This window comes from Stenotrophomonas sp. Steno-Z10-BAI, from assembly GCF_056393115.1.
Genome location: NZ_JBWJOZ010000001.1, coordinates 500,151 through 521,955, shown reverse-complemented (window position 1 = coordinate 521,955; position 21,805 = coordinate 500,151). Strand labels below are relative to the sequence as shown.

General features: G+C 68.8%; 13 protein-coding genes. 5 read left to right on the top strand and 8 right to left on the bottom strand.

Going from position 1 to position 21,805, the window contains the following annotated elements; all coding sequences use genetic code 11:
* Positions 1-62: 62 nt before the first annotated feature.
* The 3 genes from AC06E9_RS02485 to AC06E9_RS02475 are packed head-to-tail and all read right to left on the bottom strand — an operon-like array spanning position 63 to position 1,914.
* Positions 63-629 (bottom strand): YceI family protein, encoded by a 567-nt coding sequence (locus AC06E9_RS02485; RefSeq protein ID WP_121038945.1) that lies wholly within the window; start codon positions 627-629, stop codon positions 63-65.
* A 2-nt stretch (positions 630-631) separates the two neighbouring features.
* A complete protein-coding gene (locus tag AC06E9_RS02480; protein ID WP_121038941.1) occupies positions 632-1,204 on the bottom strand; it encodes a cytochrome b in 573 nt (190 codons plus the stop codon).
* A complete protein-coding gene (locus tag AC06E9_RS02475; protein WP_478055421.1) occupies positions 1,201-1,914 on the bottom strand; it encodes a YceI family protein in 714 nt (237 codons plus the stop codon). Before AC06E9_RS02475 ends, AC06E9_RS02480 begins: the two co-directional genes overlap by 4 nt.
* Positions 1,915-2,111: 197 nt before the next feature.
* On the opposite strand from AC06E9_RS02475, the gene AC06E9_RS02470 reads away from it, so the two are divergent.
* The 4 genes from AC06E9_RS02470 to AC06E9_RS02455 all read left to right on the top strand — a co-directional run bounded on the left by AC06E9_RS02470 (position 2,112) and on the right by AC06E9_RS02455 (position 16,434).
* Positions 2,112-5,660: a hybrid sensor histidine kinase/response regulator gene (locus AC06E9_RS02470; protein WP_478055420.1), complete on the top strand. Its 3,549-nt coding sequence runs from the start codon at positions 2,112-2,114 to the stop codon at positions 5,658-5,660.
* Positions 5,661-5,879: 219 nt separating this feature from the next.
* Positions 5,880-9,356, top strand: a complete 3,477-nt coding sequence (locus AC06E9_RS02465; protein WP_478055419.1) for an ATP-binding protein — start codon at positions 5,880-5,882, stop codon at positions 9,354-9,356.
* On the top strand, positions 9,353-12,877 hold the full coding sequence (locus tag AC06E9_RS02460) for a two-component regulator propeller domain-containing protein (protein ID WP_478055418.1): 3,525 nt from the start codon (positions 9,353-9,355) through the stop codon (positions 12,875-12,877). Before AC06E9_RS02465 ends, AC06E9_RS02460 begins: the two co-directional genes overlap by 4 nt.
* Positions 12,878-12,903: 26 nt before the next feature.
* Entirely contained in the window at positions 12,904-16,434 is a 3,531-nt protein-coding gene (locus AC06E9_RS02455; protein ID WP_259462113.1) for a hybrid sensor histidine kinase/response regulator, read from the top strand.
* A 50-nt stretch (positions 16,435-16,484) separates the two neighbouring features.
* Here the strand turns inward: AC06E9_RS02455 and mdtD are convergent, their stop codons facing one another.
* The 5 genes from mdtD to AC06E9_RS02430 form a co-directional block, all read right to left on the bottom strand.
* Positions 16,485-17,888 carry a multidrug transporter subunit MdtD gene (gene mdtD / locus AC06E9_RS02450; protein WP_121038923.1) on the bottom strand — a complete coding sequence of 468 codons (1,404 nt, stop codon included), beginning with the start codon at positions 17,886-17,888 and terminating at the stop codon, positions 16,485-16,487.
* Positions 17,889-18,400: 512 nt separating this feature from the next.
* Positions 18,401-19,474, bottom strand: a complete 1,074-nt coding sequence (gene hemE, locus AC06E9_RS02445) for a uroporphyrinogen decarboxylase (RefSeq protein ID WP_478055417.1) — start codon at positions 19,472-19,474, stop codon at positions 18,401-18,403.
* Positions 19,475-19,535: 61 nt separating this feature from the next.
* The gene (locus AC06E9_RS02440; protein WP_478055416.1) at positions 19,536-19,787 is read right to left on the bottom strand and encodes a WGR domain-containing protein; all 252 of its coding nucleotides are present in this window, start codon (positions 19,785-19,787) and stop codon (positions 19,536-19,538) included.
* A gap of 70 nt (positions 19,788-19,857) precedes the next feature.
* Entirely contained in the window at positions 19,858-20,967 is a 1,110-nt protein-coding gene (gene aroB, locus AC06E9_RS02435) for a 3-dehydroquinate synthase (RefSeq protein WP_478055415.1), read from the bottom strand.
* Complete coding sequence (locus AC06E9_RS02430; protein ID WP_455947241.1) at positions 20,964-21,506, bottom strand: shikimate kinase; 543 nt, start codon at positions 21,504-21,506, stop codon at positions 20,964-20,966. Before AC06E9_RS02430 ends, aroB begins: the two co-directional genes overlap by 4 nt.
* 95 nt (positions 21,507-21,601) lie before the next feature.
* On the opposite strand from AC06E9_RS02430, the gene AC06E9_RS02425 reads away from it, so the two are divergent.
* A complete protein-coding gene (locus tag AC06E9_RS02425; protein WP_121038908.1) occupies positions 21,602-21,805 on the top strand; it encodes a dodecin family protein in 204 nt (67 codons plus the stop codon).

Here is a 21,805-nt window from a genome sequence, read left to right as displayed (position 1 = left end):
CTCCCGGGAGTCGATCATCGCGCGAGGAGCCGGCCAGCGGCCGGCACTACCGCCATCTGACGTTACTTCGCCTTCAGGACCACCTTCGTGCTGATCGCGGTCTCGTTCGGGATGGTCTTGGTATCGGCCCAATCACCGCCGCCCACGCCGAAGTCCAGGCGCTTGACCGTTGCCTTGCCGGCCAGCACCGGCTGGGCGCCCGGGGTCCAGGTGAAGGTGAGCGTGACCGGCTTGCTCACGCCACGCAGCTCCAACGTGCCGTCGGCGGCGTACTGGTTGTTGCCCAGCGAGCGGAACTTGGTGGCGCTGTACTTGGCCTGGGCGAACTTGCCCACGTTGAAGAAGTCCGCGCCCTGCAGGGTCGAATCGCGGTCGCTGTTGCCGCTCTTGGCACCGGCCAGCGGAATGGTCACTTCCAGCTTGGCATCGTCCAGCTTGGCCGGATCGAAGCTGAGCTTGGTATCAAAGCCCGGGAAGGTGCCGGTGAACACTTCACCGTCGTACTTGGTGGCAAAGGCCAGCACCGAACCGGGTGCCTGCACGTAGTCGGCGGCCAGCACCGGGGCGGTGGCCAGCAGGCCGGCCAGGGCAGCGGCGACCGCGGCCGGGGAGGTGAGCTTGATGTTCATGGTCAATCCTTCTGGGGGGAGGCAAGCCAGCGCTGCGGGAGCATGCGCGCAAGCGTGGCATCGCGTTGGTAAAAATGGTGGTAAAGCGCGGCGCCGGCATGGGCCACGACCACGGCGATCAGCAGCCAGAAGCCCCACTCATGGATGGCGTGCGAGATCTGGGTGACACGTTCATCCGGCGCGCTCAGCTTGGGCACATCGACCAGGCCGAACCAGCGGAACGGACGCAGGCCACTGGCCGAGTCGTACAGCCAGCCCGACAGCGGAATGGCGAACATCAGCACGTACAGCAGCCAATGCGTGGCCGAGGCGACGCGCTCCTGCCAGGTCGGCGTGCCCGGCACCGGATGTGGCGCGCCCGCGTACAGACGCCACAGCAGGCGGGTCACGACCAGGGCCAGGACGGTGATGCCGATCGATTTGTGCATCGTGTAGACCCAGAAATACTTCGGGGTCCTGGGCAATTCGCCCATGGTCAGCCCGACGATGCCCAGGGCGAGGATCAACACGGCGATCAACCAGTGCAGGGTCTGGCTGACGCCGCCCCAGCGGGTCGGGGTGTTCTTGGCGGTCATGGCGTGGTCTCCTGGACCGGCTGTGGGGTATCTGAGTCAACCGGCGGGGCCGGAGTTCCCGGCGCATCGGTGGGGGGGGCGTCGGCGGGATCACCGGCGTTGCGATCGCGCACCGCCTCCGCTTCGATCCGCAGCTGCACCTCATCGCCGATCATCGAGGCCCAGCCGTCCACGCCGAAGGCGCTGCGGCTGAGCGTGGCGGTGGCCGAGAAACCGGCGGTGCGGCGGAACGGCGGCAGCGGATGACGCTTGAGCGCATTGAGGGTGACGGCCAGGGTGACCTCACGGGTCACGCCGCGTACGGTGAGCTGGCCGATGACGTTGGCGTGGTTCGGATCGATCGGTTCAACCCGGGTCGAGACAAACCGCGCCTCGGGGAAGCGCTCGCCGTCGAGCAGGTTGCGCGCCAGTGTGGCGGTGTTCCATTTGTCATCGCCCAGGTCCAGGCGCTGGATCGGCACGCTGACCTCCAGTCGCGCGCTGCGCCAGTCCTCCGGATCGAACACCAGCACGCCTTCGCTGCCGGACACGGTGCCCAGCGCGTGGGAGAAGCCGGCATGCTCCACCGCGAACAGCACACGGGTGTGCACCGGATCAAGCCGATAGCTGTCCGGGGCGGCGATGGCGAGCAGCGGCGTGGCCGCCAGCAGCAGGGAAAGGGTCAGGCGCTTGAGCAAGGCGCTGGCTCCATAAGGGTCTGGGGCGATCATACGCACAGCTGTGTCATGGGATGCAGCGTCATGGCTGCAACAGATCGTGGTGCGCCCGACAACAGCACGGGCGGCCAATGCTGCCTTCCTTGCACGGGACGGAAACAGCCCGTTCCATCCGCGGCAGCGGCCCCCAGAATGCGGACACCGTCCTGATCGCTGTGTGACAATCCGCACCAACAGGGAGATCCGGATCGATGAGCACGCGCCGCTGGGGTGCAGGCATCGTGCTGTTGGGGCTGTGGCTGTGCGCAGTGCCGTCAGTGTTGGAAGCCGCAGGGACATCGGCAGAGACGCCACGCTTGCGCCGCCTGGGTGCGGCCGAAGGCATGCCGTCGCGCATGGTGCTGGCGCTGGCACAGGATCGCCAAGGCTATATCTGGGCCGGTACCGATGACGGCCTGGCCCGCGTGGACGGGGTCGGCCTGCGGGTCTGGCGGCACGATCCAGCCGAGCCCGGCTCGCTACCCGGCAACGAAGTGGAAACCCTGCTCATCGATCCACAGGATCGTGTCTGGGTAGGCAGCAATGGCGTTGGCCTGAGCATGCTCGGCCCCGACCGCAGCGCGTTCGCGCGGTTCCCCGAGCTCAATGCGGCGTGCGAGGGCCAGTTCTGGTCGCTGGCCTATGCCGCGCAATCGCTGTGGATCGGCACCAACCAGCACGGTATCTGCCGGCGCAGCGAGGACGGGACGCTGGTCAGATACCAGGCCGACGCGAACGATCCGCGCAGCCTGCCCGACAACACCATCTACAGTCTGTTGGCCGATCCGCAGGGGCGGGTCTGGGTGGGGACCTCCAACGGTGTCGCCCGCTGGGATGGCGACCGCTTCACGCGGATCGCGCCGGCCCTGCTGGGCGGTAAAAGCGTATTCCGCCTGACCCGAGAGCCCGATGGCACCGTATGGGCGGGCACCGAAGGCGGGTTGTTCCAGATCGGTGCCGACGACCAGGCCCATCCCGCACCCTGGAAGCTCAGTGCCGATGTACGCGCGGCCACGGTCATCCATGATCGCAATGGCGGTTATTGGCTGGGCACGGCCGATGGCCTGTACCGCGGTGATGCGAGCGCGGTGCGGCTGCTCGCCGGCGACGCCGGCAGTGGCTTCCTCACCGCGCGCAGCGGCGTGCTGGACATGCTGCAGGACCACGAAGGTGGGCTGTGGGTGGCGATGCTGACCCAGGGGCTGGCGTATCTGCCGCCGGACTGGAAGCGCTTCTCCAGCTGGTACCAGCTCGACGGCAAGCCATTGGACAGCGTCTATCTGCTCGGCGCGGCCGCGCGGGGCGATACCTATTACATCTCCGGTGCGCACGGCCTCTATACGCTGGATGCGCAGGGCCAGCTGCGCCAGATCGCCGACGACAAACAGATCGGGGTTGGGGCCGCGTGGTCGCTGCTGCCCCGCGAGGACGGCGCGGTGTGGATCGGTCGCGCGGGTCGTTTGAATCTTTACCAGCCGGCCACCGGCATGCTGCGCGAATGGAAGATCGGCGGTGGTGCCGATGTGCGCCAACGCATCGATCTGATCCGCCAGGCGCCGAACGGCGAGCTGTGGCTGTCGATCATGAACTTCGGCATCCAGCGCCGCGATGCCCAGGGCAACGTGCTCGATACCATCCGCAATGACCAGCACCGTGGGCTGACCGAGAACCCGGTTGAGCAGATGGTGTTCGATCCGCGTGGGCAGCTCTGGGTGATGGGCGACAGCATGGGCCTGATGCGGTGGCGCGATGGCCGCTTCGAGCAGGTGCCGGGCATTTCCCGCGGCAGCATCTACGATGCGGCCTGGACCGGCCCGGATGAACTGTGGCTGGCACGTCAGGGCGCGCTGGAGCGCTATCGCTGGGATGGGCTGAGCATGAGCCTGCGCGAACGTGTCGGCGCTGCCCAGGGCATGCCCGCTGTGTCGATGGGCGGGCTCGCGCTGGGCAGTCACGGGCAGGTCTGGGCAACCACCCCGCGTGGGTTGATCTGCTGGCAGGGCGCCGAGCGTCGGCTGCGCTTGTATGGCGAACGCGATGGGCTGCCGGATGTGGAGTTCAGCAACCGCCCACCGGTGCAGGCGCGCGATGGTCGCGTCCTGGCAGTCACCGCGACCGGGTTGGTCGGCTTCGATCCGGATGCGGCGGACATGCTGTTGTCGCCATCGCAGCTGGTGATCGACAGCGTGCAGGTCCGCCGCGACGATGCCGAAGGGCAGCAGATGCTGCCGACGCAGGCACCGATCGTGCTGGGGCCGCAGGACCGCGATCTGATCGTGTCCGCGCGTCTGCTTTCATTCGCCAACCCACACGGCAACCGCTATCGCTACCGGGTCTCCGGGTATGACCAGAACTGGGTGATGCAGGCGGCCGACGGCGAGCGCCTGCTGTCGCGCCTGCCGTCCGGAAGCTACCGCATCGAGGTGCAGGCGGCGACCCCGCAGGGCGCCTGGACGCCGCCCCGTACCCTGGAGCTGGAGGTGCGCCCGCCGTGGTGGCGCAGTGGCTGGGCGGTCGTGGGCTACGTGCTGCTCGGTCTGATCGGGGTCGCAGCGCTGGCGTATGTCGCACGTGCACGCCTGCGCCGCCGCCAGCAGTGGCAGTTGACGGTGCACAAGCAGCAGTTGGCCGAGCAGGCCTCGCAGGCCAAGAGCCGGTTCCTGGCCACGCTGGGGCACGAAGTGCGCACACCGATGACCGGTGTGCTGGGCATGAGCGAGCTGTTGCTGTCCACCACGCTGGATGAGGTGCAGCGCGGCTATGCCGGCTCGATCCAGCATGCGGGCAAGCATCTGCTGCGTCTGGTCAACGATGCGCTGGATCTGGCCCGCATCGAGGCAGGGCGGCTGGAACTGGATCTGCGGCCGTTCGATCTGATGTCGTTGCTGGATCAGGTCGAGGCGTTGATGGAGCCGATGGCCCATCACCGTGGCCTGGCGTTCGAGCGCAGCTTCAACCTGCCCGGCCCAGTGCAGGTCAGCGGCGATGAGATGCGCGTGCGGCAGATCCTGATGAACCTGCTCGGCAATGCGATCAAGTTCACCGAACATGGTCATGTCGGGCTCGGTGTCGAGCTGGCCGATGACGGGCGCGCGATCATCTTCGAGGTCTCCGATACAGGGCCAGGCATCAACCAGGACCAGCAGGAGCGGTTGTTCCATCGCTTCGAACAGGCGGACGGTCCCCGGACCGCGTCGCGTTATGGCGGCAGCGGCCTGGGCCTGGCGATCTGCCAGGAACTGGCGGTGGCGATGGGCGGCCGGATCGAGATCGACAGCCGGCCGGGTGACGGGGCCCGTTTCACTGTATCGCTGCCGCTGCCGTGGACCGTACAGCCGGTTGGCACGCCACGTGACCCGGGCCAGGAGACGCGCACGCAGCTGCCACCGCTGCGCATCCTGCTGGTGGAGGACGATGCCACCGTGGCCGATGTCATCGCCGGTCTGCTGCGCACCCGCGGGCACGACGTGGTGCACGTGCTGCATGGCCTGGGGGCATTGTCAGAAGTAGCGGCAGGCAGCTTCGATGTAGGTCTGCTCGATCTGGACCTGCCGGCGCTGGATGGCATCGCGATTGCCGCGCAGCTGCGCGCGATGGGCTATGAGCTGCCCCTGATCGCGGTGACTGCGCGCTCGGATGCTTACGCCGAGCAGCAGGTGCTGGCCGCCGGATTCAATGGCTTCCTGCGCAAGCCGGTGACCGGCGACATGCTGGTGGATGCGATCGTGCAGGCGCGCGCGGGCAAGTCACTCCGGTACTGAGTGCTCGCGGTTCCGCGGCCACGATTGTCGCGATGTTTCGCAATTGCTCTATTGATCGGAAAGTTCACTCATCGACCTGTGACGCGGTACCGGCCTGATCGGCTTCGTTCCGATGGCTTCGGCCTATCGTGCGGTTCACGCTGCGAAGGATGGTCGGGGTAGGGAGTGTCAGAGGGCCGATCCGGACAGGGGGGCAGGCGCTGGGCAGGCCGGATGCTGGTGGTCCTGCTCTGGCTGCCGATGGTTGCCGCGGCGGGTACGCTTGTCACGTTGCCGTGGCCACGCCCACTCGGTCCGGCCGACGCGCTGTCGACCCCGGTGATCCGTGCGGTCGACGAAGACCGGGAAGGCTACCTCTGGTTCGCCAGCGATGATGGTCTGCTGCGCTTCGATGGCCATCGCTTCCGCGCATGGCGACGGGAACAGGGCCTGCTCGATCTGGACCTGCGCGCGCTGCATGTCGATGCGCAGGATCGGCTCTGGCTGGCCACCGCCTCCCAGGGGCTGGTGAAGCTGTCCGCTGATCGAAGCGTGTTCCAGAGCATGCCCGGGGATGCGGCCGCGGTACTGCCGCGCACTGGCATTGTGCAGGTGACCAGCACGCCTGATGGCACGCTCTGGGTGGGCACGGTCGCGGACGGTTTGTTTTCACGGCAGGCCGATGGCCGTTGGTGCGCCGTCCCCTTACCGCACCCGTTCGGACGCGCGCTGCGGGTGAATGCCTTGGCCGTCGACCGCGACGGCAGCCTGTGGGTCGGCACCTCGCACGGGGTGTTGCGTCGTGCAGGCACGCACTTCGTCGCCGTGCCGCTGCGGCGCGGTGGGCGGGTGGATGTGCAGTCGCTCTGGCCCGATCCGGACGGCGGTGTGTGGGCGGCCACCCGCAGCGGCGTGCACCGCTGGGATGCCGTTGGCACACCGGGGGTGCCGACGGCGCCCGGCATGCCGGTACTGCGCAGCCGCGAAGGCGAATTATGGACCACCGATGCAACCGGCCTGGTACGGCACCCTCACGGACGCGCACCGCAGCCAGTGCCGCTGCGCGACCTCGACGGCACGATCCGCAGGACCGCAGGGGTGAGTCATGCCCTGCAGGACCGGGTCGGTGGGGTGTGGTGGATCGGGCAGGGGCGGGGACTGTGGCATCTTCCTGCGCGCTGGCGCCAGTTCACCCTGCTGCCCGCGGCCCGGGATGGCTGGCCCGGCCTGGATGCGCACTACGTGCTGGCCTTGGCAGCGTCCGCCGGCGAACAGGTGTGGATCGCCGGTGACAATGGGCGCGTGCAGCGCGTGGATGTGCGGACCGGACAGAGCGATACCGGATTCCACTACCGGCCCGAACGCCTGCACCCCGAGGCAGTGGGCATGGCCGAAGATCGTCACGGGCGGCTCTGGTTGACCAGCGGCAACACCCTGTCTCGATACACGCCCGGCACAGGCCAGTTGCGGCATTGGTTGCTGGGTTGGGAGGGCAGTACGGGCGCGGTCGATCTGGAGTCCTGCCGCGACGGCTCGCTGTGGCTGGCGCGTGTTGACCGGATCCAGCGACGTGATGCCGACGGCGCCCTGCAGTTGTCCGCTGTTCCACAGGCACTTGGCCTGATGCCCCCGGCGAACGGCCCGCAACTGCTGTGTACCGACGACGGCGTGCTGTGGGCAACCGATCGCACCGGGCTCAAACGCTGGCTGCCAGCGCAGGAGCGTTTCGCGGCGGTCGACGGTGCCCCGCAGGACGACGTGGGCGCAATCGCGCGGGGTGCGGATGGCGACTACTGGATCAGCAGTCCAGGCGTGTTACGGCGCTACCGGTGGGATGGGCAGCGGCTGCGCAAGACACACAGCTTCGGCGTGGTACACGGTTATCCGCACCTGCTGGCACGGGCGCTGGTGGTGGACGTGCGTGGCGTGGCGTGGGCCGGTGGCACCCGTGGCCTGATCCGGGTCGACCCGCATGGCGGCGGCATACGCCAGTTCGGCAGCGACGATGGCCTGCCCGGACATGACGTGTTGCCGCGACGGATGGTACGCACCGCTGGGGATCATGTGGTCGCTGCCGTACACGAAGGCGGTGTGCTGCTGTTCGATCCGGCCACGATCGTGCGCCCGGCGGGGCATGCCGGGCTCGTGGTCCACGCAATCACCGCGCGGCGCGGCAACGTGCAGGTCACCCTGCCGGTCGGCGTTGCGCCGGTGCCGCTGTCCGGCGGCGATCGGCACGTGCGCGTATCCGCGCGCCTGTTGTCCGGCGGCGAACCCTCGCGCGTGCGCTACCGGTTCCGATTGCATGGGCACGACGCGGACTGGCAGGAGAACGGTGCTGCGGGGCAGCGCGTGTTCGAGCGCTTGCCGGTGGGTCTGCAGACGGTGGAGGTCCAGGCGCGGCAAGGCGATGGGGATTGGTCGCCGATTCGCCGCATTGCGCTGCAGGTGGTTCCGGCCTGGTGGCAGACGCGGACCGCGCGGTACGCGGCGGTGGCCGGTGGAACGGCGGCGCTGTGGCTTGGGGCCTGGGGCGGGCTGGCGCGGCGCCGGCGGCAACGCCGCTGGCGCCGGCTGCATGCGCGGCAGCACCGCGCCGAGCGGGCGTCCCTGCAGCGCACCCGTTTCCTGGGGACGTTGGGCGCCCGCATACGCGTCCCGATGACCGTGGTGCTGGGCTGGAGCGAGCTGCTGCAGCGTACGCAGCTCACACCGGCGGAGCGGAGCCAGGTCGACAGCCTGCACTACGCCGGCGCACATCTCCTGCGGCTGGTGGATGACGCCCTGGACATGGCCAGCATCGAATCCGGTCAGCTGCAGTTGCAGCCGGGCCCCTTTCTGCTGCAACGGTTGATCGAAGAGGTGCATGCGCTGTTGCTCCCGGTAGCGCAGGGCAAGTCGCTCGCGCTGGTGTGGAACAGCACGCTGCCGGCGACGGCGGTTTTCATCGGCGACGCCCCGCGCCTGCGCCAGATCCTGCTCAATCTGCTGGGCAACGCACTGAAGTTCACCGCACAGGGAGAGGTGCGACTGCAGGTACAGTGCGCAGGCCAGGACCAGAACGTGCTGCTGCGGGTTGTCGATACCGGCCCGGGCATGACCGCAGCGCAGTGCCAGCGCCTGTTCCAGCGTTTCGAACAGGCCGACGGGGCACAGACGGCCGCGCGTTACGGCGGCAGCGGCCTTGGGCTGTCCATTTCCCGCGACCTGGCCCTGGCGATGGGCGGTGACATCACGGTGACCAGCCGTCCCGGCGACGGCGCCTGCTTCCAGGTGCGATTGCCGTTGCCGCGCAGCGATGCCATTCCCAGCGATGCACCATCGTGCGCACCACAGGATGCGAACGGCGCCGGCGAGCTGCGGGTGCTGGTGGTGTATCCGGCCACGAGTGTGACCGATGTGCTGCGCGCTCTGCTCGTCTCGCTCGGCCATGTGGGGCTGTGCGTGCCCGGGCTGGAGGCCATGCCCAAGGCACTGAGGGAGCACGGGCGCTGGGATGTCATCGTGGTGGACCCGGTCCTGTGCGTAGGCGGCGAGCGGGCGGGCGCATGGTTATCGCGTCGCTGGCCGGGGATCCCCAGGGTGGCCCTGACACCGCGCGCGGACATCGGCGCCGAGCGTGAGGCGATTGCGGCGGGGTTCGACCTGTTCCTGCGGCTGCCGGTGAGCCGGGCGACTCTGACGGCGTGTCTGGCCCGATGCCGGCGCGGCCCATGAGCCGGGGCGGCATGCTGCGGTGTCTGTTCGCGCTGCTGTGCTGCCTGCTGCCGGCCGCCGTGCTGGCGTTCCCGAGTCCCGCAGTACGCATCACGACCGTGGATGGGTTGCCATCAAATGTGGTGCATCAGATCGTGGAGGACCGGCAGGGCTACCTCTGGTTCGCCACCGGCGATGGCCTGGCCCGCTATGACGGCAGTGGTTTCCGCGTCTGGCGGATGGAGCATGGGCTGGCCGACAACGAGGTCCGCAGCATCGCGCTGGATGCCTGCGATCAGCTCTGGATAGGCACGGCCAACGGCTACTTACAGCGCCTGTCGGCCGATCGCCAACAGTTTGCGCGGTGGGCAGGACCGTCCGCCCCGGCGATGGCGGCCAGTCCGGTGCTGGCAATCCAGCCGATGGTCGACGGCAGCGTCTGGTTCGGCACCCGGGATGCCGGGCTGTTCCGCCTCACCCGCGATCGTCGCCTGCACCAGTACCTGCCCGCGACCGATGGCCGCGGCCTGCCGTCGGCCCGGGTGGAGCACCTGGTTGCCGATGCCCAGGGCGCTGTGTGGATCGGCAGCGCTGCGGGCCTGGCCCGCTGGCAGGAGGGCCGGTTCCAGTCACCGGCGACGCTGGGGGCATCGTCCGCGGCGGTGACCGCCCTGGGCCTGGACGCGCAGGGGCGGTTGTGGTCGAGCACCGCAGAAGGCACCGTGCGGCGGCAGTTGCCGGCGTGGCAGATACAGCGCGAGGGGCGCGAACGCGGACGCTGGCTCGGCCATAGCCGCGCAGGCGGGGACTGGTTCGCTGACGGGTCGACGCTGTGGTGGCAGGACTGGCAGGGGCAGCATCGTCACGCGCTCACTCTGCCGAGATTGCAGGGGCCCAATGAGCCGCGCATCGTGCGCGTGTTGGAAGATCGCCAGGGACGGGTCTGGCTGCTGGGCACCCATCAGGGGGTCTGGCGGCTCGGCGCGCAGTGGCGCCACCTGGAGCGCTTCGCCGCGCCCCTTGCCCACGCCTCCACCGCACCGGGCGGGCTGGCCCCTGCCGCCGACGGGCAGGCGTGGTGGGTGCGCGATGGATGGTTGACACGCATTTCGCCGGAGCACGGATTCAACCGGCCGCGATGGGCCTATGCGCGTGCACCCGAGCGCCCCGATCGCCATGTGGTGAGCGACGACGGTCACGGCGGCGTCTGGGTGTTCGCGGCGCCGTGGCTGACCCGTATCGATCCCGTGCGGGGACGGCAGCGGCGCTGGCGGGTGGGGTCCACCGGTGGCCCGGTGGCGTCGCCGCACGCCGCATTGCAGCAGTGTGGCGATCAGCTGTGGCTTGCCGGGAATGGCCGGTTGGAACAGCGCGCAGGTGATGGGCGCCTGCTGGGCAGTGCCACTTACGAGTCAGTGGGGCTCCGTCCCGGCACCGCGGCATTCGCCCTGCACTGTGACATCGCCGGGCAGGTGTGGCTGGGCGACCGCGACGGACTCAAGCAGTGGCAACCCGCGGCCGGCCGTTTCGATCCCGTGCCGGGCGGCCCGCGACGGGAGGTCAGTGCCTTGCACCTGGATGCCGACGGCCGGCTATGGGTTGCTGATGTGGAGGGATGGACGGTATTCCGGAGCGACGCAGGTCGCCTGCATCCCACGCTGCGCCTGGATGCCTCGCACGGCCTGCCCATGGCGCTTGCGCGGGGACTGGCCGGCGCCAGCGACGGGGCGGTCTGGGCGACTACCGCGCGCGGCGTGGTGCGTCTGGCGTTGGACGGTCGCAGTGCCAGGCTCTACACGGCCGACGATGGACTGCCGGTGATGGCATTGGACGACAGCCTGGTGGCAGCCGGCGGCCATCTGCTGGCGATGGATCAGACCGGCAACGTGCTTGCGCTGGATCCGGCCGGGATGTTGACGGCGACGGTGCTTCCCACCTTGGTCATCGACCGTGTGAAAGTGCGCCGGCAGCGGCGCTGGATCGAGTTGCCGGCCGCCGAGCCGCTGCGCCTGAACGCCGATGATCGCGACATCCAGCTGTCAGCGCGCCTGCTCAGCAGCAGCCAGGGGGGGGCCGTCGACTATCGATTCCGGCTGCGTGGCGAAGACCCGGAGTGGGTCCGTGCCGGACAACGCGGTACGCGCGGCTTTCCGCGCCTGCCCGCGGGCGAACATGTACTGGAATTCCAGGCGCGTGGCGAGGATGGGCGTTGGTCGCCGATCCAGCAGACGCATCTGCAGGTGGCCTACAGCGGCTGGGCGCATCCCGGGGCTTGGGCGCTGCTGTGGATGGGCGCGCTCGCAGGGGCGGTGCTGGCAACCTGGGGATTGCGGCGTCACCGCGGACGTACAAACGCGTGGCGGGCGGCCACGCGCCGGCAGGCGCGGGCCGAACAGGCCGCGCAGGCCAAGGCGCGTTATCTGGCCACGCTGGGCCATGAAGTGCGGACGCCGCTGACCGGTGTGCTGGGCATGAGCGAGCTGCTGTTGGAGGCGCCGCTGCCCGCGGACGCGCGCGAACAGGTATTGCACATCCAACAGGGCGGACGTGCACTGCTGCAAGTGGTCGATGAAGCGTTGGAGAACGCCAGGCTGCAGGCCGGCAAGGTGACCTTGCAGCGGCGGCGTTTTGCCCTCGGGCCATGGTGGCTCGACGTGCATGCCGCGGTGGCGTGCGGTCTGGCGGTGTCCGGTTGCCAGCTGTCATCGGCACATCCACTGCCGGCCGACGCCTGTGTCGAGGGCGATCCGGACCGGTTGCGGGAGGCAGTGCAATGGCTGTCCTGCGGACTCGCCGCGCAGAGCGGTGCCACCCTGGTGACTCTGCGCATGGCCTGGCGACCAGGACGCACCGGTCTGCTGCTGGATGTCATGGCCGAGCCGGGCGCCTGTCCGTCTCCTCGGCTGTCCCGGGTGCGCGAGGCACTGGCCGATGTCGATGTGCTGGCTGATGCGATGCAGGGGCGGTTGTGTGTCCTGCAGCTGCCCGATCGTCGCTGGCAGGCCACATTGAGCGTCCCATTGGACCGTTGCCCATCGCTGCTGGCGGGTCAGGACGCGCAGGACATCGACGATGACATCGATGGTCTGCGGGTGTTGCTGGTGGAAGATGATCCTCTCGTTGCGCAGGTGGTCACGGGTCTGCTGCAGGTACGCGGCCACGTTGTCGTCCATGCGGAGCACGCGCTGGCTGCGCTGACTGCGCTGGCCCGCCCCGGCACGCAACTGATGCTGTTGGACCTGGACCTGCCGGGCATGGATGGACTGTCATTGCTGCGCCTGCTGCGTCAGCAGGGGCACCGCCTGCCGGTACTGGTACTCACGGCGCGTCGGGATCCGGATCTTGAAGCGCAGGTCGTGGCCGCGGGGGGCGACGGCCTGGTGCACAAGCCGCTGCAGGGCGATGCGCTGCGGGCTGCGATGCAGCGGATGGGGCCGCCGGGTGTGGATCGTGCCGGTGCGGGGAACGGTTTACTATGCGGGGCGTTGCCCGACGACCGGGGGGGGCAGGGGCGGCAGGCCCGTTCCGGGCGGCGGCGGTGAATGAACGGATAGACCCGGGAGAGCCATTGGTGTTGCGAGTGCTGTGGCCGTTGCTTATCGGTCTGTGTGTGCTCTGGCCGACGCTTGCGTCGGCCCAGCCGGTACCGCCGACGCCGCGGCAACTCACCGTGTTCGATGGTCTGCCATCCAACACCGTCAACCGCATGGCCGAAGATCGCTACGGCTATCTGTGGATCGCCACCAACGATGGCCTGGCCCGCTACGACGGCCGGAATTACCGCATCTGGCGTGCCGAGGACGGCCTGCGCGACAACCACGTCTGGAGTGTGCACGTGGATGCGCGCAATCAGTTGTGGATCGGTACGGAGAATGCCGGCCTGGCGATGATGTCGGCCGATCGCCGCGAGATCCGCTTCTACGACCGTGACAGCCACCCGGAGATCGGCAGCAACACGATCTGGAGCGTGGCGTCCACGCCGGATGGAGCGATCTGGTTCGGGACCTACCAGGGCGGCCTGCATCGGCTGGAGCGCGACGGTACGCTCACGCGCTTCATGCCTGAGCCCGGCAATCCACGCAGTCTGCCGGCCGCATCGGTCGGCTCACTGGCCACCACGCTCGATGGAACATTGTGGATCGGCTCGCAGGCCGGGCTGGCCCGCTGGACCGGCCAGGATTTCGAGCTCGTGCCCAGCGCGCAGCTGCCGGCGCGTGTCATCAACGGGCTCACCCCCGAGGCGGATGGCAGTCTGTGGATCAACAGCAATGCCGGGGTCACGGTGCGTCGGCCGGACGGTCGCTTCGAACCGGCGCCCTGGGCGGTGGCCGAAGGCGATCAGATCCTGGGCATGATGCTGCGCGACGAACAGGGCGGGTATTGGCTCGATACCCGCTCCGGCCTGGGCCGCGCCATGGACGGTCAGTTCCAGCAGGTGCCGCTGTACAGCGCGATCGCGCGTGGGCAGGTGCGCCCGAACTGGACCGGTGCCTATGAAGATCGCGAGGGCGGCATCTGGTTGGCCAGCACCAACGGCGGCCTGTGGCATCTGCTGCCGCGTTGGTGGCAGTTCTCGGTGCTGTCGCGGCTGGAAGATGATCCGGCCTCGCTGCGCAACGCGTATGTGCTGGGCATGGGCGCGGCCGCCGACGGGGGCGTGTGGACGGTCGGCACGCATGGTGCGCTGGACAAGTTCGATCCGGTGAGCGGGCGGGTCGAGCAGCACCGGACCTGGGTGGACGGCACGCAGTGGCTGCAGTCGGTGCTCGAAGATCCGCGCGGTCAGGTCTGGATCGGCTCCTGGGATGCGCTGTTGCGTTACGACCCGGGGCAGAAGCGCATACGGCGCTGGGGGCGCGATGCCGCGGTCGATGCGGCGATGGACGGCGCGATCGAATCCCTGGCGATCTGCGACGGCCAGCGCTTGTGGACCGCATCGGCCAATGGCCTGCAGCAGCGCGACCTGGAGGGACGCGTGCTGCACCGGGTGGCACTGGGCCATGCCGGGCTGAGCACGGGGCAGAACGTGCTGGATATCCGGTGCGGCCCGCAGGATCGGCTGTGGGTGGCCACCGGCCAGGGCCTGCTGCAGTGGGTGGCGGCGCGTTCGCGGTTCGAACCCCTGCCGGGTGGCCCTGCGGCAGGGGTCTACGCCATGGCGCTGGCCGGCGATGACACGGTGTGGCTGTCCGAGGACGGCAAACTCTCGCACTATGCCTGGCAGGGCGATCGGCTGACCCTGCAGGAAGTGATCGGCAGCAGTGCGGGCTACCCGGCGATCAACGCGACCGGGCTGGTGGTGGACCGGCAGGGCGTGGTGTGGGCAGCCAATGCACGCGGGCTGGTGCGGGTCGATCCGGAGGCCGGTAGTGTGCGCCAGTACGGCGTGCACGATGGCCTGCCCAGCCAGGAGTTCCGCCGCCGCACCCTGACGTTGACGCCGAGCGGACGCATCGTTGGCGGCACACCAGCCGGGGTGGTGGTGTTCGATCCGGCGCTGGTCAAGCCGGCGACCCGCCGTGCACCGCTGGTGATCGAACGGGTGGAGGTGCGCCGCGGCGAGCGCGTGCTGGACCTGACCCATGCGGTGCCGCTGGACATCGCCGACGGTGATCGCGACCTGCGGATCGTGGCGCGGCTGCTGTCCTTCGCCGATTCCACCTCCAACAACTATCGTTACCGCCTGGCCGGCTACGATCCGGACTGGGTTGAAGTGGGGCCGGGCGGTGAGCGCCTGTTCTCCCGTCTGCCACCGGGCCGCTACCGGTTGGAGGTGCAGGCACGCTCGGCCGACCATATCTGGTCGCGGGTGCAGGTACTGGAGTTCCGCGTGCTGCCACCGTGGTGGCGCAGCCTGTCCGGACTGTTGCTGCTGACCTCGGCGGTGTTGTTGCTGCTCAGCCTGTTCGCCTGGTTGTACCGGCGCCGGCTGCAGCGCCGGCATGCCTATCAGCTGGCGCTGCAGAAGCAGGAGCTCGCCGAGCAGGCCTCGATGGCCAAGACGCGCTTTCTGGCCAATCTGGGGCACGAAGTACGCACGCCGATGACCGGGGTGCTGGGCATGAGCGAGCTCTTGCTGTCCTCGCCGTTGAACGCGCAGCAGCGCGGCTACACCGAGTCGATCCGGCATGCCGGTGAGCATCTGCTGCACCTGGTCAACGATGCGCTCGACCTGGCCCGGATCGAATCGGGGCGGCTGGAACTGCAGGCGCAGTCCTTCCAACTGCAGCGGCCGATCGGCGATGTCTGTGCGCTGATGGCGGCACTGGCCGAACAGAAAGGGCTGCGGTTCGTGGTCGACAACACGGTATCGCCCGGCACGCGCACCATCGGCGACGAACTGCGTGTGCGTCAGATCCTGCTCAATCTGCTGGGCAACGCAGTCAAGTTCACCAGCCACGGCGAAGTACGCCTGACGTTGCGGGCGATCACGCCTGGCCGCGGGTTGCACATCGAAGTATCCGATACCGGACCGGGCATCAGCGCCGATCAGCAGGAGCGCTTGTTCCGTCGCTTCGAGCAGGCCGATGGCGCCCGCACCGCCGCGCAGTACGGGGGCAGCGGGCTGGGCCTGGCGATCTGTCGCGAACTGGCACTGGCCATGCAGGGGCAGATTGGCGTCCAGAGCCAGCTCGGCGTGGGCACGCGCTTCACGGTGACACTGCCGTTGCCGCTGGAGGCCGGGACGACCAACGCGAGCGGAACGGCCGAAGGTGGGCAATGGGTATTGCCACCGTTGCGTATCCTGCTGGTGGAGGACGATCTGACCGTGGCCGAGGTGGTCAGCGGGTTGTTGTCGGCGCGCGGGCATGAGGTGGTACACGCCGAGCACGCGCTGTCGGCGTTGCGCGAGGTCAGCGAGGCGCCGTTCGAGGTGGTGCTGATGGACCTGGATCTGCCCGGGCTGGGTGGCATCGCGCTGGCCGAGCATCTGCGCAGCCAGGGATTCGAGATGCCGTTGATCGCGGTGACGGCGCGGACGGATCCGTCGATCGAGCAGCAGGCACGCCAGGCCGGCTTCGATGCGTTCCTGCGCAAGCCGGTGACCGGCGATCTGCTGGTGGAGGCAATCGCGCGCGTATTGCACGCCACCCGGTAGCAGCGGACCGTTGGTCCGCTGACGGTGTGCCTGCCGTCACGTGCCTGTCGTTACTCGGCGACTTCTTCGACATCCCGCGGCGACGGCCGGGTATCGGGCAGCTGCCAGAAGATCAGCGTGGACGTCAGCGTGATAGCGCCGACGCAGACGAAGGTGGCGTGCAGCGCGGCGGTCGCGCCGTGCGAGGCATCGAGGTGATTGAAGGCCGCGAGCAGACTGCCCGCCGCCGCGGCACCGAAGCCGGTGGCGAGCATCATCACCATCGAGAGCAGGCTGTTGCCGGCACTGGCGAAGTCGCGATCCAGATCGCGCAGGGTGACGGTGTTCATGACGGTGAACTGCAGCGAGTTGACCGCGCCGAACAGCGCCAGCTGCACGATGCGGATCCACAGGTGCTGGCCGGGTGTCATGAAGATGAAACTGGCCATCGCCAGGCCGACAAGAACGGTATTGACCATCAGCACGCGGCGGTAGCCGAAGCGCTCGACGAGTTTGACCGCGTAGCGCTTGGAGACCATGCCGGCGGCGGCGACCGGGATCATCAACAGGCCGGCGTTCATCGGGCTCATGCCCATGCCGACCTGCAGCAGCAGTGGAATCAGCAGCGGCATGGCGCTGCTGCCGATGCGCGAGAACAGGTTGCCGAGGATGCCGATGCGGTAGCTGGGCACATGGAACAGCGCGAGCGAGAACAGCGGCGCCGTGGAGTTGGCCGCATGCAGCCAGTAGCCGACAAGCGCGGCGAGGCCGGCGACGGTCATGAGCATGACCAAGGCATGGGGCGTGGCCATGCCGGAGATGCCGTCCAGCGCGAGAGAGAGCACGACCATGCCGAAGGCCAGCATCAGGTAGCCGGCGATGTCGAAGCGGGTGCGGTGCTCGGCGTAGTGGTCGGGCATGATTTTCATGGCCGCGACGTAGCCGATGATGCCGATCGGCAGGTTGATCAGGAACACCCAGTGCCACGAGGCGACTTCGACCAGCCAGCCGCCCAGGGTGGGGCCGATCAGCGGGCCGATCAGGGCGGGGATGGCGATGAAGCTCATGGCGCGCAGGAATTCTTCGCGCGAGACCGAGCGCATGACGGCCAGGCGGCCGACCGGCAGCAGCATGGCACCGCCGATGCCCTGCAGGACGCGTGCACCGACGAGCTGGTGCAGGGTCTGGGCGAGGGCGCAGGCGAGCGAGCCCAGGGTGAACAGGATGATGGCGACCAGGAAGGTGCGTCGGGTGCCGAAGCGGTCGGCGATCCAGCCGGAGGCGGGGATGAAGGTGGCGACGGCGAGGGCGTAGCTGAAGACGACGGACTGCATCTGCAGGGGGCTTTCGCCGAGGCTGCGGGCCATGGCGGGCAGGGCGGTGTTGACGATGGTGGAGTCCAGCATCTGCATGAAGATGGCCAGCGATACGAGCCACAACAGGGGCCGGATCGAGGCGTAGCTGCTGGTCGTCATGGTGCGGGCCTTCGTCAACGAGGGCGATATGATCGCCGATGTGGGATCAGGGTGTGGTCAAGAGACGAAGCCGAAGCCGAAGCCGAAGCCGAAGCCGAAGCATTGGTGCGGTCGGTGTCCCGGAGAGGCTGCGGCACGGGTGGGTCGGCGGGACACGCCGTAAATCCGTCCATGGAGGCTCATGTCGCGCCATCCATGGCGCTCATGGTCCCGCCAACCCACCCGTGCCACACCCATGACAATTGGTTGGCTGCCACGGAAAATGCAGGCCATCACACGCTCGTCTTGATGGCCGGGAATGGACGTGATGCCGGGAATGAGATGGGTAGATCCACGCAATGCGTGGATGGCCGCGCGCCGCGCGGCAATGATCGGCGCCGATCAACTGCTGACGGCATGCGTCGTCCGTCTCGAGGGTGGAAACGAAAGCACGCGTTCTGGATGCAGAACGCGTGCGTCGCTGGCCATGCCCGGGTAGTGCCGGCCGCTGGCCGGCTATCCACCAGCGGCGATCAGCGCCGGCTCAAGCGGTGGACGGCTTCCACCAGGACCTGCACGTGCTCGGGATTCATGTCCGGGGACATGCCGTGGCCGAGGTTGAAGACGTGGCCTTCGCGGGAGCCGCCGTTGCCTTGGGCGTAGCTGTCGAGCACCTGGCCGGCAGCGCGTTCGATGGCGGCGGGGTTGCCGTAGAGGGTGGTGGGGTCGAGGTTGCCCTGCAGGGCGACGCGGCCGCCGGTGCGGGCGACGGCGTCGGCGAGGTCCAGGGTCCAGTCAACGCCGAGGGCGTCGGCGCCGGTGTCGGCCAGGGCGCCGAGGTGCAGGCCGGTGCCTTTGCCGAACAGGATCAGCGGGGTGCGTTCGGCACCTTCACCGCGTTCGAGTTCCTGCGCGATGCGGGTCAGGTAGCGCAGGGAGAATTCGCGGTACATGGTGGGGCTGAGTACGCCGCCCCAGGTGTCGAACACCTGCAGCACCTGGGCGCCGGCCGCGCGCTGGGCGGCAAGGTAGGCGATCACCGCGTCGGTGACGACCGAGAGCAGCTGGTGCAGGGCGGCCGGTTCGTTCAGGGCCATCGCCTTGATGCGGGCGAAGTCCTTGCTGCCGCCGCCTTCCACCATGTAGCAGGCCAACGTCCACGGGCTGCCGGAGAAGCCGATCAGGGGCACGCTGCCATCCAGTTCGCGACGGATCACACGCACCGCGTCCATCACGTAGCGCAGTTCGGTTTCCATGTCCGGCACGGCCAGCTTGGCGATGGCGGCCGCGTCGCGGACCGGGTGGCGGAACTTCGGGCCTTCGCCTTCGACGAAGTACAGCTCCAGGCCCATCGCGTCGGGGATGGTGAGGATGTCCGAGAACAGGATGGCGGCATCAAGGTCGAAGCGGCGCAGCGGCTGCAGGGTGACTTCGCAGGCGATATCCGGGTTCTTGGCCATCGCCAGGAAGCTGCCGGCCTTGGCGCGGGTGGCGCGGTACTCGGGCAGGTAGCGGCCGGCCTGGCGCATCAGCCAGACGGGGGTGCAGTCCACCGGTTCGCGGCGCAGGGCGCGCAGCAGGCGATCATGGCGGGAGGGGATGGTCACGGAACGCTTCCTTGGGATCTGGTGGCGCGGGGCCGAATGGGGGCAGGGCGGTGGGGGCCGCTCAGCGCGGCGGATCGCCACTGGTATAGGTCACTTCGTAGCCGCGGTGCAGGTGCGCATCGCGTGCCTTCTCGAACGCGGCCAGCGCCAGGTCTTCCTGCAGGTATTGCTCGCGGCGCAGCTGCCCGCGCCCGCCGATGGGCCCGGACTCGAGCAGTAGCTCCCAGCCACCGAACAGGTCCGGTTGCAGGGTGAGCTGGAGATAGCGGGCCGGATCGGCACCGCGGGCGTGGTGGTGCAGGAAGACGCGCATGCCCCGATTGTAGCCGTGAACGCCGCAGGCGGCCGTCAGCGACGGGCAGGTGCGGCGGAACGTCGCAGGCTCAACCGGCGGCGAGCACGCGCAGCACGTTGGCCTCGTCGACATCGGCGACCACTTCGGCCCGGCCGATCCCGCGCCACAGCACCAGGCGCAACCGGCCGGCGACGTTCTTCTTGTCCAGCCGCATCCGGGCCAGCAGCGCCTCGGGCTGCAGGCCGGCAGGAATGGCCACCGGCAGTTCGTAGCGCAGCAGCAGGTCGCGCAGCTTGTCGGTATCAGCGTCCCCGCTCATGCCCAGCTGGGCCGACAGGCGCGCGGCCAGGACCATGCCGACCGCGACGGCTTCGCCATGGTTGAGGTTGTCGTTGCCCGGGGCGCCGTAGCCTTGTTCGGTTTCGATCGCGTGGCCGAAGGTGTGGCCGAGGTTGAGCAGGGCGCGCTCGCCTTTTTCCAGCGGATCGCGCGCCACGATCTCGGCCTTGTGCTCGCAGCTGCGCGCGATGGCCTGGGCCAGCGCGGTGTCATCGCCGGCCAGCAGCGCGGCATGTTCGGCCTGCAGCCACTGGAAGAACAGCGGGTCGCGGATCGCACCGTACTTGATCACCTCGGCCAGGCCGGCCCGCAGCTCGCGCGGGGGCAGGGTACGCAGGGCGGCGGTATCGGCGATGACGGCGCGCGGCGGGTGGAAGGCGCCGACCAGGTTCTTGCCTTCGGGGATGTCCACCGCGGTCTTGCCGCCGACCGAGGAATCGACCATCGCCAGCAGCGAGGTCGGCAACTGCACGCAGTCCACACCGCGCATCCAGCAGGCGGCCGCGAAGCCGGCCAGATCGCCGGCGACGCCGCCACCGAGCGCCATCACGCAGGCATCGCGGGTGGCACCGAGGGCGGCCAGTGCGGTGATCGCATCGCCGAAGTGGGCCAGGGTCTTGGAGGCCTCGCCGGCCGGCAGCACCAGCTCACCGATCAGCAGGTCCGGGCGCACGGCCAGCAGCGCCGATGTCACCTCGGCCAGATACAGCGGGGCGACCGAGGAATCGCTGAGCAGCAGCACATGGCGGCCGCGCACATGGCGGGCCAGCAGCTCGCCCTGGCCGAGCAGGCCCGGGCCGATGTGGATGGTGTAGGGGGTGTCGCCGCTGACGGCAACGGTGCGCGGGGAAGGGGTCATTCGGGTGTTTCCTGTCGCTGCCACTGCGCGGCCAGGCGCAGCACCAACTGCGCGGTGGCCTCGGCGGGCGTGTAAAGATCGGTATCCAGGGTGAGGTCGGCCAAGCCCTGGTACAGCGGGTCACGGGCGGCGGCCATGTCGTGCAGTACCTGTTCGCGGTCCGGGCGCTGCAGCAATGGGCGGCCGCGGTCACGGGCCAGCCGCTCCAGCTGGGCCGGCACGCTGACACGCAGGTAGACCACGAAACCACGGCGGGCGATCGCCGCGCGGTTGTCCGGATCCAGCACCGCGCCACCGCCGGTGGAGATCAGTTGACCGTGGCCGTCCAGCAGGGCGTGCAGGACCTGCCGCTCGTGCTGGCGGAAGCCGGCCTCCCCGGAGTGCTCGAAGATCGCCGGAATGCTGGCCCCGGTGCTGTCCACGATGGCCTGGTCGGCATCCACGAAGTCCAGCGTGAAGCGCTCGGCCAGCCGGCGCCCGATGCAGGTTTTGCCGGCGCCCATCGGGCCAATCAGGATGAGGTTCGGAGCGGGGTTCATTACCCTCGATCCTAACATCTCCGTGCCATCGCCTTTACGCGCCGGCCCCCATGGTGGGCCGGCGCGGACTGTCCCGCGCGCTACCGGAGCGCCCCATGTCCGTCGCCAAAATCATCGAGATCAACGCGTCCTCCAAAACCAGCGTGGAAGACGCCGTACGCAGTGGCCTGAAGAAGGTGTCCGAGACGGTCAAAGGCATCCAGGGCGCCTGGATCAATGAAACCAAGGTGGTGACCGATGGCGAGGGCAACATCACCGAGTGGCGGGTGAACCTGCGGGTGACCTTCCTGGTCGGTTGA

Coding starts and splice junctions, on each gene's coding strand:
- aroB (WP_478055415.1), bottom strand. CDS start 20,967: ATGACCCCTTCCCCGCGCACCGTTGCCGTCAGCGGCGACACCCCCTAC.
- AC06E9_RS02440 (WP_478055416.1), bottom strand. CDS start 19,787: ATGCGCGTCTTCCTGCACCACCACGCCCGCGGTGCCGATCCGGCCCGC.
- AC06E9_RS02480 (WP_121038941.1), bottom strand. CDS start 1,204: ATGACCGCCAAGAACACCCCGACCCGCTGGGGCGGCGTCAGCCAGACC.
- AC06E9_RS02460 (WP_478055418.1), top strand. CDS start 9,353: ATGAGCCGGGGCGGCATGCTGCGGTGTCTGTTCGCGCTGCTGTGCTGC.
- AC06E9_RS02470 (WP_478055420.1), top strand. CDS start 2,112: ATGAGCACGCGCCGCTGGGGTGCAGGCATCGTGCTGTTGGGGCTGTGG.
- mdtD (WP_121038923.1), bottom strand. CDS start 17,888: ATGACGACCAGCAGCTACGCCTCGATCCGGCCCCTGTTGTGGCTCGTA.
- AC06E9_RS02425 (WP_121038908.1), top strand. CDS start 21,602: ATGTCCGTCGCCAAAATCATCGAGATCAACGCGTCCTCCAAAACCAGC.
- AC06E9_RS02485 (WP_121038945.1), bottom strand. CDS start 629: ATGAACATCAAGCTCACCTCCCCGGCCGCGGTCGCCGCTGCCCTGGCC.
- AC06E9_RS02475 (WP_478055421.1), bottom strand. CDS start 1,914: ATGATCGCCCCAGACCCTTATGGAGCCAGCGCCTTGCTCAAGCGCCTG.
- AC06E9_RS02430 (WP_455947241.1), bottom strand. CDS start 21,506: ATGAACCCCGCTCCGAACCTCATCCTGATTGGCCCGATGGGCGCCGGC.